Genomic DNA, 16,718 nt, shown 5'->3' with positions numbered 1-16,718 from the left:
CGTTACACGGTCCTGGAATGCGTGGCCGGGCCGCGCGTGGCGAGGTAGCGGTCGAACACCATGCACACGTTGCGGATCAGGAGGCGCCCTTTCAACGTGACGCTGATCCAGTCCGGCGCGAGTTCGACGAGACCATCCCGTTCCAGCCCGGCCAGCTGCGCCATCTCGCGCGCGAAATAGGCGTGGAACGCGATCGGGAACGCGAGCTCGATGGCGCTGATGGACAGCTCGAACTGGCACATCAGCTTCTGGATGATCGTGCGGCGCAGCGCATCGTCCATCGACAGCCGGGCGCCGCGCGCCACCGGCAGCTCGTTGCGGTCGAGCGCATCGTAATAGGCGTCCAGCGTCTTGACGTTCTGGCTGTACGTGGCCCCGACCGCGCCGATGGCGGACACGCCGCATGCGACGAGGTCCGCGTCGGCATGCGTCGAATAACCCTGGAAGTTGCGGTGCAAGCGGCCCTGCTGCTGCGCGATGGCGAGGTCGTCGTCCGGCCGGGCGAAATGGTCCATGCCGATATACACGTACCCCGCGGCCGTCAGGCGCTCGATGCACAGCTGGAGCATGCGCAGCTTCGTGTCGCTGTCGGGCATGTCCGCCTCGTCGATGCGGCGCTGCGGCTTGAACAGATGCGGCAGGTGTGCGTAGTGGTACATCGCGATGCGGTCCGGCGCCGCATCGATCACCTTGTCGAGCGTCGTGCGCATCGTGGCCGGCGTCTGCTTCGGCAGGCCGTAGATCAGGTCGATGCTGACGGAGCGGAAGTCCGCATCGCGCGCGGCCGCGATGATGGCGCGCGTTTCGGCCTCGGGCTGGATGCGGTTGACGGCGCGCTGCACGTCCGGATCGAAGTCCTGCACACCGAGGCTGATGCGGTTGAAACCCTGGCGCCGCAGGCCGTGCACGCGCTCGGCCGATACGGTGCGCGGGTCGATCTCGATCGAGTATTCGCCGGCGGCATCCGGCGCGAAGCGGAAGCAGCGGCGCAGGTGCGCCATCAGGTCTTCCATCTGCGCGTCCGACAGGTAAGTCGGCGTGCCGCCGCCGAAGTGCAGCTGCTCGACTTCGTTCATGCCGGCGAACAGGCGGCCCTGCATCTCGACTTCGCGTTTCAGGTAAGCGAGGTAGGTCGCCGCCTTCTCGCGGTTCTTCGTGACGATCTTGTTGCAGGCGCAGTAATAGCAGACGGTGTCGCAGAACGGGATGTGCAGGTACAGCGACAGCGGCTTGCCGCCGCCGCGCGTGCGCAGGTCCGCCACGGCGTGCAGGAAATCGCGGTAGCCGAACGATTCCGTGAAGCGGTCCGCCGTCGGATACGACGTGTAGCGGGGGCCGTTGCGGCTCAGCCGGGCGATCAGGTCCGCGTCGAACTCGACGACGGGCTGGAGCGCGGGATGCACCCGGGTGGCGCTGGTTGCGGGGACTGCGTCGAACATCTGGGAAACTCCTGGGCCTGCGGCGTGAATAGTCAAGATGAGTCTATTGAGGCGGGGCCGCAAAATCCTTGACTTGCATCAAAAATCGCCGAAGCCGGTGTGTTAGCGCCCAAGTTTAAAAACCGACAACACCTGCCCCAGATGGCCCACCTGGTCCGCCACGCTGGCGGAGGCCATGGCCGACTCTTCCACGAGGGCCGCGTTCTCGCGCGTGATGCCGTCGAGTTCGACCATCGCCGCATTCACTTCGGCGATGCCCTCGTTCTGCGCGCGCGACGCCGCCGTGATGTCGCCCATGATGGCGGCCGCGTCCTGCACGGCGCCCACGACCTGGCGCATCGTCTGGCCCGCCGCGTCGACGAGCTCGTTGCCCTGCCCGACCTGGTGCACGGAATCCTCGATCAGCGCCTTGATTTCCCTGGCCGCGCCCGCCGAGCGCTGGGCCAGGCTGCGGACTTCGCCCGCCACGACGGCGAACCCGCGCCCCTGCTCGCCCGCGCGCGCCGCTTCCACGGCGGCATTCAGCGCCAGGATGTTGGTCTGGAACGCGATGCCGTCGATCAGGCCGATGATGTCGACGATGCGCGTGGCCGAGCCGCTGATCTGGCCCATCGTCGTGCCGACTTCCAGCACGGCCGCGCCGCCGCGGCCCGCCACCTGGGAGGCTTCGCCGACCAGGGTGTCGGCGCGCTCGGCGCTGTCCGTGTTCTGGCCCGCCTTGGCCGCGATGTGGGCGAGGCTCGCGGCCGTCTGCTCCAGGCTCGCGGCCTGCGCTTCCGTGCGGCGGGCGAGATCGTGGTTGCCCGTCGCGATATCGCGCGTGGCCGCATGGATCGCGCCGACGCCCGTGCGCACGTCGCCCACGATCGCCGTCAGGTTGATGTTCAACTGGCGCAGCGCGAGCAGCAGGCGGCCCATCTCGTCGTCGCGTCCCCGTGCGGGCGGACGCGACAGATCGCCGCCGGCCAGCGCGTACACGCCCTCCAGCGCCCGGTGCATGGGCGCCACGATGGACCGGTGCAGCTCGGCCCAGGCCAGCAGGGTCAGCGCCGCGCCGGCCAGCGCCAGCAGGCGCCAGCCCCAGGCCTGGGTGACACAGGCCAGCACCCCCATCAGCAGCGCCTGCGCGCACATCATGACGCCGAGGCGCCGGCCCAGCGGCAAGGTGCGCAAGTCCAGCAGGCGCGCCCACCACGCGGTGCGGACGACGGCGCCGCGCCGGAGCGCGAGCCCCTCCGCCCGGCCGTCGCGCAGGCGTTTATAGATCGCTTCGGCCCGTTCGACCTCGTCGCGCGCGGGTCGGGTGCGGACCGACATGTAGCCCACCGTCGTCCCCTCCTCCTTGATGGGCACGACGTTCGCCACGACCCAGTAGTAATCGCCATTTTTTCGACGATTTTTCACGAGTCCTGTCCACGGTTCACCCGCCTGCAGCGTTTGCCACAGGTCGGAGAACGCCGCCGGCGGCATGTCCGGGTGCCGGACGATGTTGTGGGCCTTGCCGATCAGCTCCTCTTCGGTAAAGCCGCTGACTTCGATGAAGGCGGGGTTGACGTAGGTGAGGCGGCCTTTGGTGTCCGTCTTGGACACGATGGACTGGCCGTCCTGCAACGGGTATTCGATGCCCGTGACGGGGAGGTTGGTACGCAAGCGTGGCTCCTGGCTTTTGATAAGGAATATTGTTTTAGGGAAATTTTATGAAATCTGGACCTGCCAAATCCTTGATCCAGATCAAAAATGGCGGAATGACGAGTGGTCTGGCGCGTAACGAAACAGTTGCGACGCCCGGCCGTTAAAATGGAGTACCCTGCGCAGATGTGGCTGCCAGGTTCGTATTTTGTGTCTTGATGAAATTCAACCAACCCCAACATAGCCGTCGATGAACGATATCTCTCCTCTGACACGGCACCCCGATGTCCTCTACGGCCCGCACCAGCCCGAGCTGTTGCGCGACGAGATCCTGGCCGACCTGCTGGAAGCGAGCGCGGCCCGCGCACCGGACCAGCTTGCCCTCATCGCCGGCGACCGCCGCCTCACGTATCGCGAGCTCGACGCCCTGTCCAGCCTGGCCGCGTCGCGCCTGATCGACGCGGGCATCCGGCCCGGCCATATCGTCGGACTATGGATGCCGCGCGGCATCGACCTGCTCGTCATGCAGGCGGCGATCGCCAAGGCCGGCGCCGCCTGGCTGCCGGTCGACGAGGACACGCCCGTCGAGCGCCTGCTCGTGTGCATGGACGACGCCGGCTCCCCTGCCCTGGTGAGCAGCGAGCGCATGCGCGACCGTCTCGGCGCGGTGACGCAGCCCATCCACACGGCCGAAGCACTGCTGGCGCCCGCGCCCGACGGTTACGCACTGCGCCGCCGGGGCAAGGTCGACGGCGACGCCCCGGCCTACGTCATCTACACGTCGGGCTCGACGGGCAAGCCGAAAGGCATCCTCATCGACCAGCGCAGCATCTGCCACTTCCTGCGCAGCGAGAACGAAGTGCTGGGCGTCAAGGCCACCGATCGCGTCTACCAGGGCTTTTCGGTCGCCTTCGACATGTCGTTCGAGGAAATCTGGATTTCCTACCTGGTCGGCGCCACCTTGTGGCTCGGGTCGAAGGAGACGGCCGGCGATCCGGAAGCGCTGCCTTGCCTGCTGTCGGAAAATGGCGTCACCGTACTGCACGCGGTGCCGACCCTGCTCGCGCTGTTCGCGGACGACGTGCCCGGCCTGCGCATCATCAACCTGGGCGGAGAAATGTGCCCGGAAACGGTGGTCGAGCGCTTTTCCAGGCCGGGCCGCCAGATGTTCAACACGTACGGCCCAACGGAAGCGACCGTGTCGGCCAGCCTCGCGCGCCTGGAGCCGGACCGGTTGATCACGATCGGCACGCCGCTGCCGAACTACGGCTTGCTGGTCATTTCCACCGAGACCGATAAGGGCTTGCAACTGCTGCCGCGCGGCGACACGGGCGAGCTGTGCATCATCGGTCCGGGCCTGTCGGCCGGCTACCTCGGCCGTCCCGACCTGACTGCCGAGAAATTCCTCGCGAACCCGTGGAGCGTGGGCCCGGACGATCCGCGCCTGTACCGCACGGGCGACCTCGCGCGCATCGAGCCGGACGGCCAGGTCGTGTGCCTGGGCCGCACGGACGACCAGGTCAAGATCCGGGGTTTTCGCGTGGAACTGGGCGAGATCGAGGCCCAGCTCGCGCAGCAGGACGGCGTCGGCACGACGGCCGTGCTGCTGCGCAAGGACGACGGCATCGACCGCCTCGTCGCCTACCTGGTGCCGGCCGCCGGTGCGACGCCGGAACAGCTGGCGCCGGCCACGTTGCGCCGCGCGCTGTCGGAAAAGCTGCCGCCGTACATGGTGCCGAGCCGCTTCGAAACGCTGTCCGTGATGCCGCGCCTGACGTCCGGCAAGATCGACCGCAAGGCGCTGAAGGCGATGGCCCTGTCGGCCCCGCTGCCCAGCGATCCGGCCGAATCGGACGTGGCGGAAACGCCGGGCGAGGAAGCGCTGTTCGCCGCGCTGGAGAAATTGTTCCCGGGCCAGCCAATCCGCCGCGAACTGGATTTCTTCAGCGACCTGGGCGGCCATTCGTTCTTCGCCGCCCGCCTCGCCACGGCCCTGCGCGCCGACCCGCGCTTCGCCCACGTCACGGTGCGCGACATTTATTCGCACCGCCAGATCGGCGCCATCGCCTCGGGCCTGGACCAGGCCGCCGGCACGGCCGCCATCGAGCCCGACTGGACGCCGCCGTCCGAATCCCGCCGCTGGCTGTGCGGCGTCGCCCAGCTGGCGACCGTCCCCGTGCTGATCACGCTGCGCATGGCCCAGTGGCTGGCACCGTTCTTCACTTACCACTTCTTCACGGGCGACCCGGGCGACTCCGTGGCGCGCGCCATCGCCGCGTCGATCGTCGTGTTCCTGCTCGCCACCCTGCTGGAATTCGTCTTCGCCATCTGCGGCAAGTGGCTCGTCGCTGGCCGCCTGAGGCCCGGCGTGTATCCGCTGTGGGGCGCGACCTATTTCCGCTGGTGGCTCGCGGACCGCCTCGTCGAGGCGGCCCCGACCTACCTGCTGGCCGGCTCGTCGCTGTACGGCTGGTACCTGCGCCTGCTGGGCGCGAAGATCGGGCATGACGTCGTGATCGGCTCGCTGACGATCCGCGCGCCCGACCTGCTCGCCATCGGCGACAACGTCAGCATCGGCAATGCCGTCAACTTCGAGAACGCGCGCGTGGAACGGGGCCGGCTGATCCTGGGCCGCATCGCACTCGACGACGATGCCTGCGTGTCGTCGTACGCGATCCTGGAAGGCAATACGCAGGTGGGCCGGCGCGGCCACCTGGAGGGACAATCCGCGCTGCCGGATGGGGGGACCGTGCCCGACGGCCGCGTCTGGTGCGGCTCGCCCGCGCGCGACACCGGCGCATTCGACCCGTCGACCCTGCCGCCGCGCCCGCGCGTCAGCCGTGCCCGCCTCGCTGGCGAAGCCCTGTTCTTCGTGTTCGGCATGCTGCTCGTGGCCACGCTGTTCTTCATGCCCGTGTTCCCCAGCTTCGTGCTGATCGACTGGTTCGACGAACGCGGCACCCTGCCGATCCTCGCGCAGAACTCGATCCAGGGCCAGCTGCTGCGCTACTTCGTGCTGGCACTGCCCGCATCCGCCGTGCTGATCGCGCTGACGATGCTCGTGTCGGCCGCCATCCGCTGGGGCTTCCTGCCCCGCATGATGCCGGGCCGCTCGGCCGTGCACAGCAACGCGTACTGCAAAAAATGGCTCGTGAGCCATATCCAGGAATCGAGTCTGAACGTCCTGCACGGCATCTACGCGACCGTGTTCGCGCCGTTCTGGTACCGCCTGCTGGGCGCGAAGGTCGGCCGCGACGCCGAGATCTCGACGGCGCTGGGCGTCGTCCCCGACATGCTGACCTTGGGCGACGAGACGTTCATCGCCGACGCCGTCATGCTGGGCGACGAGCAGATCGACGGCGGCTGGATGACGATGGAAGCGACCGTCGTCTCGAACCGCAGCTTCGTCGGCAACGGCAGCTATATCCCGGACGGCACCGTGCTGCCGGAAGGCGTCCTCGTGGGCGTGCACACGCACGCGCCCGCGAACGAGCGCATGACGGGCGGCGACACGTGGCTCGGCTCGCCGCCGATCCACCTGCCCGCGCGCGAACAGGTCAGCGGCTATCCGGAACACCTGACCTACCGCCCGTCGCCGGCGCGCCGCCTGGGCCGCGCGCTCGTGGAAGCGTTCCGCATCGTCGCGCCGCACGCGGTCGTCATCGCCGTCGGCTACACGGTCGTGCTGGACCTGATGCCGATCGCCGGGGCCGGCCGCTGGGGCGAAGTGATCTGGGACCTGGCCCTCATCAGCCTCGCCTACGGCATCGGCAACTACCTGTTCGTGCTCGCGTTCAAATGGCTGCTGCTGGGCCGTTACAAGAAGCGGGCGGAGCCGATGTGGACGCCATTCGTCTGGCTGTCCGAAGGCGTCACGAACATGTACGAAGGCATCGCCGTGCCTAACTTCATGCGCTACCTGCGCGGCACGCCGTGGCTGCCGGTCGCGTTCAGCCTGCTCGGCTGCCGTATCGGCCGCGGCGTCTACATGGACACGACGGACATCACGGAATTCGACTGCGTGACGATCGGCGACCACAGCGAGCTGAACGCGCTGTCCTGCCCGCAGACCCATTTGTTCGAAGACCGGGTGATGAAGATCGATCACGTCGACATCGGCAGCAAGGTGTACCTGGGCCCGCGCAGCGCCGTGCTGTACAGCGCGAAGGTCGGGGACAATGCCCGCATCGGGCCGCTGACCCTTGTCATGAAGGGCGAGCACATTCCGGCCGCGACGGGCTGGAACGGGTTGCCGGCGGCGCCGCAGCGCGTGTGATGGATCGCGCATTGCCCGTGCGCTGGTGGGACGGGGGCGGATTCGCGGACGCGCCCTTCGACGCGGCCATGCACGTCGTCGGCGTGCGCGGGCAACCCGACCGCGCGACGGCCCGGCGCACGATCCGTTCGGCGCTGCTGGCCGCGCTGGCGCAGGCGAGCGGGCTCTCGCCGTCGTCGATCCGGCTGTGTGGTGCGCCGGGCGAGGCGCCCTGGGCGCTGCTCGACGATGGCCGCCGCGTCGCGCTGTCGATCAGCCACGACGGCGACCTGTCCGTGGCGGCCCTGCGGCTGGATGGCGGCGCCGTCGGCATCGACGTCATGCAGGTCACCGACGTCCCGGACTGGCAAGCCGTCGCCCGCGACTATCTCGGCCCGGCGGCCGCGGCCACGCTGGCCGGCGCGCCCGCGTTCGCGCGCGCGTGGAGCGAGCGCGAGGCCAGGCTCAAATGCCGTGGACTGGCGCTGGCGGAATGGGGCGCCTGCGACGAACCCCTGCTGGCGGCGTGCACCTGCCGGTCACTGGTGCTGCCGGACGGCTACGCGGGGAGCGTCGCGGTGCTGCCTGCCCCATGGTCCTAGGCCTTTGCGCGCGGTTTCAACCGGAAGCTGATGCCCATGCGATTGATCGCATTCATGGCCGCGATCACGATCGTCAGTTCGACCAGGGCCGTTTCTCCAAATGCGGCCAATGCCGCCGCGTAGGCCGCGTCCGACGCATGGGTCTCGCTCACGCGCGTCACTTCCTCCGTCCACGCCAGGGCCGCCCGTTCCTGGTCCGAAAACAGATAGGCGGCTTCTTCCCATACCGGCACCAGTACGATCTTGTCGACGGACATCCCGTGTTTGATGAGATCGCGGGTGTGGACATCGATGCAATGTGCGCAACCGTTCAATTGCGACGTCCTGAGGAACACGAGGTGTATGAGTCCCGGTTCCAGACCCGTGCCCGTCGTTGCGTAATGGTGGAGTGCTCCCAGCGCCTTGGCGCCTTCCTGCGACACTTGAAACCAGTTTGCGCGATTCATCGTGCGTTTTCCTTTCATGCGGTGATTGGTCATGCGGTTGGCAACCCCTGCCCGCCGCTATCCACAAGACGTGCGGCCGCGCGCCGCCGTGACACACCGGACGGATCCGTCACAATAGGCGGAGCCGGATCGTCTAGTAAGTATTGTTCAAGCCCCCGGGATAGCCATGAAGTCCGCCGACCTGCTTGTATTCGAAGCATTACGCCCACGTCTTTTCTTGATTGCCTATCGCATGCTCGGCATGCGCGCCGACGCGGAGGACGTCGTCCAGGACGCCTGGCTGCGGTACAGCGCGAGCGTGCGTGACGACGTCAGGTCGGCTGAAGCCTGGCTGGTGACCATCACGACGCGGCTGTCGATCGATCGCTTGCGCAGCCGGAAAACCGAGCGTGACGCCTACACCGGCTGGTGGCTTCCGGAACCCGTCGTCGAGATCGTCGAAGACACGCCCGAGGCCGCTGCCGAATTGGCCAGCGATGTCTCTGTCGCCATGCTCTGGGTGCTGGAACGGCTCACGCCGGAGGAGCGGGCCGCATTCCTGATGCGCAAAGTATTCGACCAGGATTATGGTGACGTCGCGGCCATGCTTGGCAAAAGCGAAGCTGCCTGCAGGCAATTGGTCCACCGGGCCCAGGAACGGATACGCCAGGAGAGTCCGCGTTTCACGGTCTCGAAGTCGATGCATCGCGTCGTCCTCGAACAATTCATGCAGGCGGCCGCCAACGCCGATCGCGCTGCGATGAAGACGCTCCTGTCGGCAGATGTCGAATTCCGGGCGGACGGCGGAGGAAAAGTGGAGTCCCTGCACAAGGTCCTCATCGGGACAGGACGCGTAGCAGGGCTGTATTGGGCAGTTGACAATGCGTTCCGCGAACGGGTTGTCTACAAGATGGCACGTGTGAACGGCGAACCTGGACTGGTTCGTTACATCGATGGGAAAGTCGAATCGGTACAATCGTTTTGCATTCACGACGGCACCATTTCGCGTATATATGTAGTGCGGAATCCAGACAAATTGCAGGGCATCCCGTTACTGCAGTAATGTTCGGGTCCGCGGCAGGTTTTCCTGAGTGCATGTATACTCGTGGCATTCGCGCATCGTCGCATTTTCTGACGACGATGGCACAGCTTGCCTGAGTTCCAATGAAATTACGCCAACTTACCGTTTTTCTGGGTGGATACCTCGCGACCGTCGTCGTTCTCGCCCGCCTCTACAACAGCTTTTCCGGGATTGCCTCGACCGCCGTCATCGCCATCTGCCTCGCCATCGCCCTGCTGATCGGCTTCGCGGCGGGCACGTCGGAAACGGCTGCACGGCATGGCGCGGCGTTCGTGCTCGCCTCGTTCTGCGGCGCGCTCACGATCCTGCTGTCGTTCTACGCGCGGACGGCCGGCGTCGCCCTCGTCGCCTTGCCTTACGTTTTTTTCTGGACGAACGCCGCCTGGCTGGGATTGCAGGCGGCCCGGATCTGCCGGACCGCGTTGAACGCACCGTCCGCGCAGTAAACACGTCGATCCGCCAGCTTGCGGTTTGGGTAAGATTGCAGGATGGATAATGTCACCCATTCCGTCGTCGGCCTCGGCATCGGCGCGCTGATCGACCGCAGCGTGCCCGCCGAACCCGCGCCCGACGCGCAGCGCCTCCGCACGCGCATGCTTCTCACCATCGGCTGCCTCGCCAGCAATTTCCCCGACCTGGACCTCGTGCTCACAAAGCTGCTCGAAGCGCCGCTGGGCTATCTGCTGCACCACCGCGGCCATACCCATACGTTGCTGGCGGCGCTCGGCGAAGTGGCGCTATTGCTGGGGCTCGTCTGGCTGCTGTGGCCGGCCGCACGCGGACTGCTGCGCACCAGCCCGCGTGCCCGGTTCGCGGCGGTCCTGACGGCGTGCGTGGGCATGGTGCTGCACATCTCGATGGACGCACTCAACGTCTACGGCGTGCATCCGTTCTGGCCGTTCGATGCGCGCTGGTATTACGGCGACCTCATCTTCATCGTCGAACCCGTCTTCTGGATCGCGTTCGGCATCCCGCTCGCCCTCATGGCGAGGAGACCGATACGGCGCGGACTGCTGCTGGCCCTGCTGATCGGCGTGCCCGTCGCCGTCACGTTTGCCGGGTTCCTGCAATGGGGTTCGCTGGCCGGACTGCTGGCCCTCGCCGGCTTCCTGGCGTGGATCGCACGCTGGCGGGCGCGCCGCGCCGGTGGCGACCGTGGCCGCACCGCCCTGGCTGCCGGGCTGGCCGCGGCACTCGCCTTCGTCCTCGTCCAGGCAGCGGCCATGCACACGGCCCGCGACACGGTCGCTGCCGCCATCGCCCGCCTCGACCCGGGCGAGCGCCTGATCGACACGGCCCTGTCCGCCTATCCCGCCAATCCGCTGTGCTGGTCGTTCGTGACCGTGGCCACCGATGCGGCGCACGGCAGCTACCACCTGCGCCGCGGCCAGCTCAGCGTCGCGCCGGGCATCACGCCGGTCGCCTCCTGCCCGGCCGGGATCGCGGGCCGTGCCGCCGGCGACGATGCGCAACTGGCCTGGCAAGGCCACGCACGCGACAGCCTCGCGCGCCTGCACGACCTCCAACAGAACAATTGCCACTTCAACGCCTGGATGCGCTTCGCCCGCGCGCCGGCCATCGACGGCACGACGGCGACGGATGCACGCTGGAGCCCGCTGGGCAGCGCCAATTTCTCGACGATGGACTATGCCTCCCTCGCAGACATGCCCTGCCCCCGTCCCGTGCCGGACTGGGGCTATCCGCGCGCGGATCTGTTGCGACAGCCTTGAACACCGCAGGGGCACAGGAATGTGCCATAAGGTGACACATCGTCGCGCTTGCCGGCGGCCAATATGTGGCCCGGATATTGCTAAAGGATCAACCACCTTCACAACCAGGGAGATCCGATGCGAAAGTTCCTCATCTCGACCGTGTGCTGCGCCACGCTTCACGGCGCGGTGGCACATGCCCGACCGCCAGGCAATGGCGCACCCGACATCAAATCCGCCGAAAGCGAACTGAGCTATCGGTCCTACATCACCAGCAACAAGCGCATCAAATGCCTGTACGGCTATGCGGCGAACAAGACAGGCGACCACGCGGCCGCCATCCAGATCTTCGAAGACTGCATCCGGCGCTGGAACGACGTGTTTTCCATGATCGGGCTGGCCCAGATGTACGACACCGGCATCGGCATCCGGCGGGACGCCGCGCAATCGACGGCCCTGATGCGCCGGGCGGCCCAACTGGACGACGGCTCGAGCTATCCGAGCCTGGCCCGCTATCACTTTGGCGTCGCGCTGGCGGAGGGCTATGGCATCGAGAAAAATATCGCCGAAGCGCGGAGATGGCTCCACAAGGCGGCCGACGAAGGGGTGAACGAAGCCGCCGCTTATCTGGATCATCTGGATCACCTCGACCACCAGGATCGCGCGGCGCCATGAGCGCCTGGCCCGCCATCCGCGGGCCGCGTCCTGCTGTGTGATCACGTGCCGGAAGAAGGCCACAAGTTCCGGCACGTGCGTATCGTCATGCAACAAGCATAAGGAGGCGAGGCTGTGCGCGTTTGCGCCGGATCAGTCGTGCGCGTGCCCCGGAAACAACGACTTGTGAACCTTATTGCATCACTTTGTGGTTACTGGGCACTATTGCCCGTTCGCACTACCTGATAGACTCCTCCGTTTCACCCGCCTGCAATAAACTCTCACGAAAATCACGCAGGCAGGTGACGCCAGTGCAAAAGACACGGCGCACCAAGCAAACGACTATAAAAAAACTGGGATAGTTCATGAAGAATCAGCAGGGTCGGTTGACCCCCAACCTGCTCGCCATGTCGATCGCGGCGATCGCATGGAGCGCGCCGGCGTGCGCGCAGGTGGAGACACAGGGCGACGGCATCCAGGAGGTGATCGTCACGGCGCAGCGCACGGCCGCGCCGGAATCGAAGACGCCGGTGGCGATGAGCGTGCTCACGGCGCGCCAGCTCGACGCGATCGGCGCCGACACGCCGGGCGCCCTCGCCGCGCGCCTGCCGAATACGTACCTGGAAAATTCGTACGACGGCCTGCGCATCACGATCCGCGGCGTCTCGAACGCCGACGTCACGGAAAAGGGCGACCCGTCGGCCGCCTTCATGGTCGACGGCGTCTACGTCGCGCGGCCGCAGAGCCAGAACGTGGCGCTGTACGACGTCGAGCGCGTCGAAGTGCTGCGCGGCCCGCAAGGCACGCTGTACGGCCGCAACACGACCGCCGGCGTCGTCAACGTGATCACGAAGGCGCCCGTCGGCCGCTTCGAGGGCGGCGTCAATGCGGCCTACGGCAGCCGGGGCGAACGCAAGGTCGGCGCCATGGTCAACGTGCCCGTGAACGACGTGCTGGCGCTGCGCGCCGCCGCCACCTGGAACGAGCACGACGCTTACCTGAAGAACGGGTCGACCACGCCGCGCGGCCTGGGCCTGGACCGCGACGACCGCGCCGCGCGCCTGTCGGCCAGGCTCGCGCTCGGCAAGAACGCTGCGCTGCTGGTGCGCTACGAGGCGAGCCGCGACGACGGCAACAACGACAGTACGGTACCCGACTCGAATTTCTACAACGGCATCGCGACCGGCCAGCCGGCGTGGAACGGCGACTCGACCGACCGCCAGCTGACCTACCGCTTCAACCCGCCGAACACGCGCTTCGAACAGGGCTATTCGCACAAGAAGACGTCCAGCCTGACGGCGGACCTGAGCTGGAACCTCGGCCCCGCGACCCTGTCGTGGCTGGGCGCGCACCGCAGCTTCGATCACGATTACCTGTACAACTTCTACTACCGCGTGGCGCCGACGATCGCGCTGGGCGTGCGCCAGCCGTTCACCGGCACGTACAGCCAGGATTCGCACGAACTGCGTCTCGCGACGAACGGCGCCGGCCCCGTGACTGCCCAGGGCGGCGTGTACTGGTTCCGCGAACGGGCGCGCGACACCTATTATTTCCGCGACCTGCAGGCCGTCGGCCTGCCGCCCTACTATGTGTTCGGCAACGACCCGGTCGAAGCGCGCAGCAAGGCCGTGTTCGGGCAGGCGACGGTCCGCCTGGCCGACGGCCTGCGCGCCACGGCCGGCGCCCGCTACACGGAAGACGACAAGTCGCGTGTCGGCTATATCGGCTACCAGCGCACGGCGGCGTTCAACGCGGCCACCGACCTGCGCGAACTGAACGCGGGCAGCATCTCCACCGACAAGACGACGTGGCGCCTGGGCCTCGACTACGACCTGGCCCCGGCCACGCTCGTCTACGGCTCGATCGCGACCGGCTACAAGGCCGGCGGCTTCAACGACGGCTGCGCCGCGGGCGACGCGCGCAACGGCGTCGGCTGCCCCGCCGCCACCGCGCTGCCGGCCGCCAGCCTCACGTACCGGCCGGAGACCGTGCGCGCCTACGAGGCGGGCGTCAAGACCCGCTTCCGGGACGGCCGCGCAACACTCAACGTGGCCGTGTTCCACTACGACTACCGCAACCTGCAGCTGTCGAACGAGGTCGTGATCAACGGCCGGCCGCGCTACGAGACGACGAACGCCGGCGCGGCCTCGATCCGCGGCCTGGAAGCGGACGGCCAGGTGCTGGCGACCAGCGCCGACCGCTTCACGTACGCCCTCACGCTGCTCGACGCGCACTACGCGAGCTACGTGCCGGACGGCGTGCATTCCTGGGCCGGGGTCAAGCTGGACCGCACGCCGGCGCGCACGCTGTCGCTCGGCTGGGAGCACCGGACGCGCATCAAAGGCGGCGTGCTGACGGCCGGTGCGGGCACGCGCGCGAGCGCCAGCTACCTGCTGGGCGTGCCGCAGGCGGGCCTGAAGTTCCGCGTGCCCGGCCACACGGAATCGGACCTGCGCCTCGGCTGGGAACCGGACGGTGCGCCGTGGAGCGTGCTCGCGCGCGTGCGCAACGTCGAGGACAAGGTGCGGCCGATGACGATCAGTTCGTCGGGCCTCGCCGTGCCGACCGAGCCGCGCACGGCCGACGTCCGTTTCGCCTACCGCTTCTGATTTCAAGCGCGGCCGCCGCCCTTGCGGTGGCCGCATATTTCATCGTTACGTCGTGCCCCTGGAGCCTCATATGACCCCATTGCTGCGCCGTCGTCTGCCCGTCATCGCCGCCACGCTGCTGGCGGTCTTCCTCCTCGTCCTGGCCAAACGCATCGGCGGCGACACCACCGTCGCCCTCGTCGCCAGCTCGCTGCTGATGTTCGGCTGCTGCTGGGCCAGCGCGGCGCACCTGCTGGGCGGCGCCGCCGCGCTGCGCCTCGTCGCCATCGCCACGAGCGTCGGCTGGCTCGCCGAGCAGCTCGGGTCGTCGTACGGCTGGTTCTTCGGCAGCTACGCGTACACGCCCGTGCTCGGGCCCGCGCTGGGCGACGTCCCGATCGTGATCCCGCTGATGTGGTTCGCGCTGGCGTACGTCGGCTACGTGATCGCCAACCTGATCGTGTGGCAGGACCCCGTCGACCGCCCCGCATCGCCTGGCCACGACGCGATCATGGCGCTGCTGGGCGCGATGGTCGTCACGTGCTACGACCTGGGCGTCGACCCGTACATGGTCTACGTGCTGAAGGCCTGGATCATGACCGAGAAGGACGGCTGGTGGTTCGGCGAGACCGTGCAGGGCTTTGCCGGCTGGATGACGGTATCGTTCGCGATCCTGTTCGCGTTCCGCCGCCTCGCGCGCGTGCGCACGGCGCCGGAAGACGCAGGCGCAGTGCTGCCGACGATGCGCCACGTGTTCGTGCCGCTGGGCGTCTACGCCGGCCTGATGGTGTTCCAGGTGCTGCTCGGCTACCCCGTCGAGGCCCGCACGATCGCGCTGTTCGCGATGGGCTTCCCGCTGCTCGCGGCCACGATCGGCCTGCTGCGCTGGCAAGGCATCCTGGCTCGCCCCGCGGCGGATGAACGGGCCCCTGCCGTGCCGGCCAAAGCGCTGAAGGAGGCCGCATGAGACGCGACGCCCTCGAGCCCGGCCTCGTCGACAACCCGGCGCTGCATGCCGACCCGCTGGCCGACGCCACCATCGCCCGCATCCTCGGCCCCGGCCAGCCCGGCGGTCCGGACATGGCGACGATCGGCCTCCTGAACCGGGAAATCGCGCGCTGGCAGTTGAACGGAGACCTGGACGGCTGGCGCGCCAGCCCCGGCCTGCCGCCCGACATGGCCGCCGCGCTCGAAGCGTACGTGGTCAAGGCCCGCGTGCTGCCCGACTGGGCCGACGCAGCGAAGATCGCGCGCGCCGAAGTCCTGTTCATGGAAATGAGCATGGCATCGTGCACGCTGCTGTTCTGCGCCAGCCTGCCCCAGTGCTACATCATGCCGGACCTCGCGGCCGTGCTGCATGCGGCCGGCGAACTCGAACAGCACACGGACTACCGCGTGCGCGCCACCGCCGCCATGATCTTCCCCGTCATGATGCACGGCGGCCTGACGGCGCCGTCCGGCGGCGGCGTCGCGCAAGCCATCAAGGTGCGCCTGATCCACGCGATGATCCGCCACCTCGTGCTGCGCGGCGACGTGGCCGAGGCCCTCGTGGCGCCGCGCCGGCTCCCGCGCTTGCTGACGCAGGCGAAGACGATGCCGCAGGTGCTGTACGCGCACGGCTGGGACATCGACCGCCTCGGCCTGCCCTGCAACCAGGAAGAACTGGGCTACACGCTGCTGACGTTTAACTATGTGTTCCTGCAGGGCCTGCGCCGCCTCGGCCTGCGGCTCGACCAGGGTGACGAGGAAGCGTACATGCACGCGTGGAACGTGCTGGGCGCCGTGCTCGGCATCGAACGCGAGCAAATGACGGACACGATGGCGGACGCGGAACGCATGTTCACCGCCATCCAGGCGCAGGCGCGGGTCCTGCAGCGCAAGGACGACCCGCGCCCGGCGCTGGCCGGCGCGCTGATGGCGAACATCCAGCGCTACCTCCCGCTGCGCATCCTGAAACCCTTCCCGGTGCTCCTCACCCGCCACCTGATCGGCAAGGCGTCCTCGCGCGACCTGGGCCTCGATAAACGCGTGTCGCTGCTGTCGCGCGGCCTGTTCGTGCTGGTGTTCGGCTTCATCCGCGGCGTCGATGCCGTCGCGCGGCTCGTGTTCCCCGGGTTCTCGATCTCGCGCCTCGTCACGCGCATCCTCGGCTACAACCTCACGGTCAAGCTGCTGATGGACGAGACGCGTCCGCTGAAACTGCCGGACACGCTGCTGGGCGAAGTCGGCGACGCCGTCCACGCCTGGCACAATGACGACAAGGCGCCGCGCTGGGTCAACGCCCTCGAACGCCGTTTCACCGGGCGCACCAGGCCCGCCGCACATCAAGGATAAAC

12 protein-coding genes are annotated in these 16,718 nt (G+C 67.8%); 9 read left to right on the top strand and 3 right to left on the bottom strand.

The features are described from left to right. Positions 1–2: 2 nt before the first annotated feature. Together hemN and QPK29_RS11225 are read right to left on the bottom strand one after the other, a co-directional pair. Positions 3–1,439 (bottom strand): oxygen-independent coproporphyrinogen III oxidase, encoded by a 1,437-nt coding sequence (gene hemN, locus QPK29_RS11230; RefSeq protein ID WP_056135701.1) that lies wholly within the window; start codon positions 1,437–1,439, stop codon positions 3–5. Between the two features lie 102 nt (positions 1,440–1,541). After that, on the bottom strand, positions 1,542–3,089 hold the full coding sequence (locus QPK29_RS11225; RefSeq protein ID WP_371768311.1) for a methyl-accepting chemotaxis protein: 1,548 nt from the start codon (positions 3,087–3,089) through the stop codon (positions 1,542–1,544). 229 nt (positions 3,090–3,318) lie between these two features. Here QPK29_RS11225 and QPK29_RS11220 point away from each other — a divergent pair, with 229 nt between their 5' ends. Both QPK29_RS11220 and QPK29_RS11215 read left to right on the top strand, forming a co-directional pair. Then, a complete protein-coding gene (locus QPK29_RS11220; RefSeq protein ID WP_371768310.1) occupies positions 3,319–7,344 on the top strand; it encodes a Pls/PosA family non-ribosomal peptide synthetase in 4,026 nt (1,341 codons plus the stop codon). Then, positions 7,344–7,925, top strand: a complete 582-nt coding sequence (locus tag QPK29_RS11215) for a 4'-phosphopantetheinyl transferase family protein (protein WP_056329458.1) — start codon at positions 7,344–7,346, stop codon at positions 7,923–7,925. Before QPK29_RS11220 ends, QPK29_RS11215 begins: the two co-directional genes overlap by 1 nt. Here the strand turns inward: QPK29_RS11215 and QPK29_RS11210 are convergent. Further along, positions 7,922–8,371, bottom strand: coding sequence for a carboxymuconolactone decarboxylase family protein (locus QPK29_RS11210; RefSeq protein WP_056135713.1), 450 nt, complete (start codon positions 8,369–8,371; stop codon positions 7,922–7,924). The two genes, QPK29_RS11215 and QPK29_RS11210, sit on opposite strands and share 4 nt — an antisense overlap. Before the next feature lie 166 nt (positions 8,372–8,537). Here QPK29_RS11210 and sigJ point away from each other — a divergent pair, with 166 nt between their 5' ends. The 7 genes from sigJ (at position 8,538) to QPK29_RS11175 (ending at position 16,716) form a co-directional block, all read left to right on the top strand. Then, positions 8,538–9,413 carry an RNA polymerase sigma factor SigJ gene (sigJ, locus tag QPK29_RS11205; protein WP_056135716.1) on the top strand — a complete coding sequence of 292 codons (876 nt, stop codon included), beginning with the start codon at positions 8,538–8,540 and terminating at the stop codon, positions 9,411–9,413. Positions 9,414–9,514: 101 nt separating this feature from the next. Then, positions 9,515–9,877: a hypothetical protein gene (locus tag QPK29_RS11200; protein WP_056135719.1), complete on the top strand. Its 363-nt coding sequence runs from the start codon at positions 9,515–9,517 to the stop codon at positions 9,875–9,877. 42 nt (positions 9,878–9,919) lie between these two features. Beyond that, entirely contained in the window at positions 9,920–11,161 is a 1,242-nt protein-coding gene (locus QPK29_RS11195; RefSeq protein WP_371768309.1) for a metal-dependent hydrolase, read from the top strand. A gap of 117 nt (positions 11,162–11,278) precedes the next feature. Further along, entirely contained in the window at positions 11,279–11,815 is a 537-nt protein-coding gene (locus QPK29_RS11190; RefSeq protein WP_371768308.1) for a tetratricopeptide repeat protein, read from the top strand. A 344-nt stretch (positions 11,816–12,159) separates the two neighbouring features. Then, a complete protein-coding gene (locus QPK29_RS11185; protein WP_371768307.1) occupies positions 12,160–14,403 on the top strand; it encodes a TonB-dependent receptor in 2,244 nt (747 codons plus the stop codon). 70 nt (positions 14,404–14,473) lie between these two features. After that, positions 14,474–15,349: a carotenoid biosynthesis protein gene (locus QPK29_RS11180; protein ID WP_371768306.1), complete on the top strand. Its 876-nt coding sequence runs from the start codon at positions 14,474–14,476 to the stop codon at positions 15,347–15,349. Then, on the top strand, positions 15,346–16,716 hold the full coding sequence (locus QPK29_RS11175; RefSeq protein ID WP_371768305.1) for an oxygenase MpaB family protein: 1,371 nt from the start codon (positions 15,346–15,348) through the stop codon (positions 16,714–16,716). Before QPK29_RS11180 ends, QPK29_RS11175 begins: the two co-directional genes overlap by 4 nt. The last annotated feature ends 2 nt before the right edge of the window (positions 16,717–16,718 follow it).

Source organism: Massilia orientalis (genome assembly GCF_030411975.2).
Classification (GTDB): domain Bacteria; phylum Pseudomonadota; class Gammaproteobacteria; order Burkholderiales; family Burkholderiaceae_D; genus Telluria; species Telluria orientalis.
This window is presented reverse-complemented; position numbering and strand designations above follow the sequence as displayed.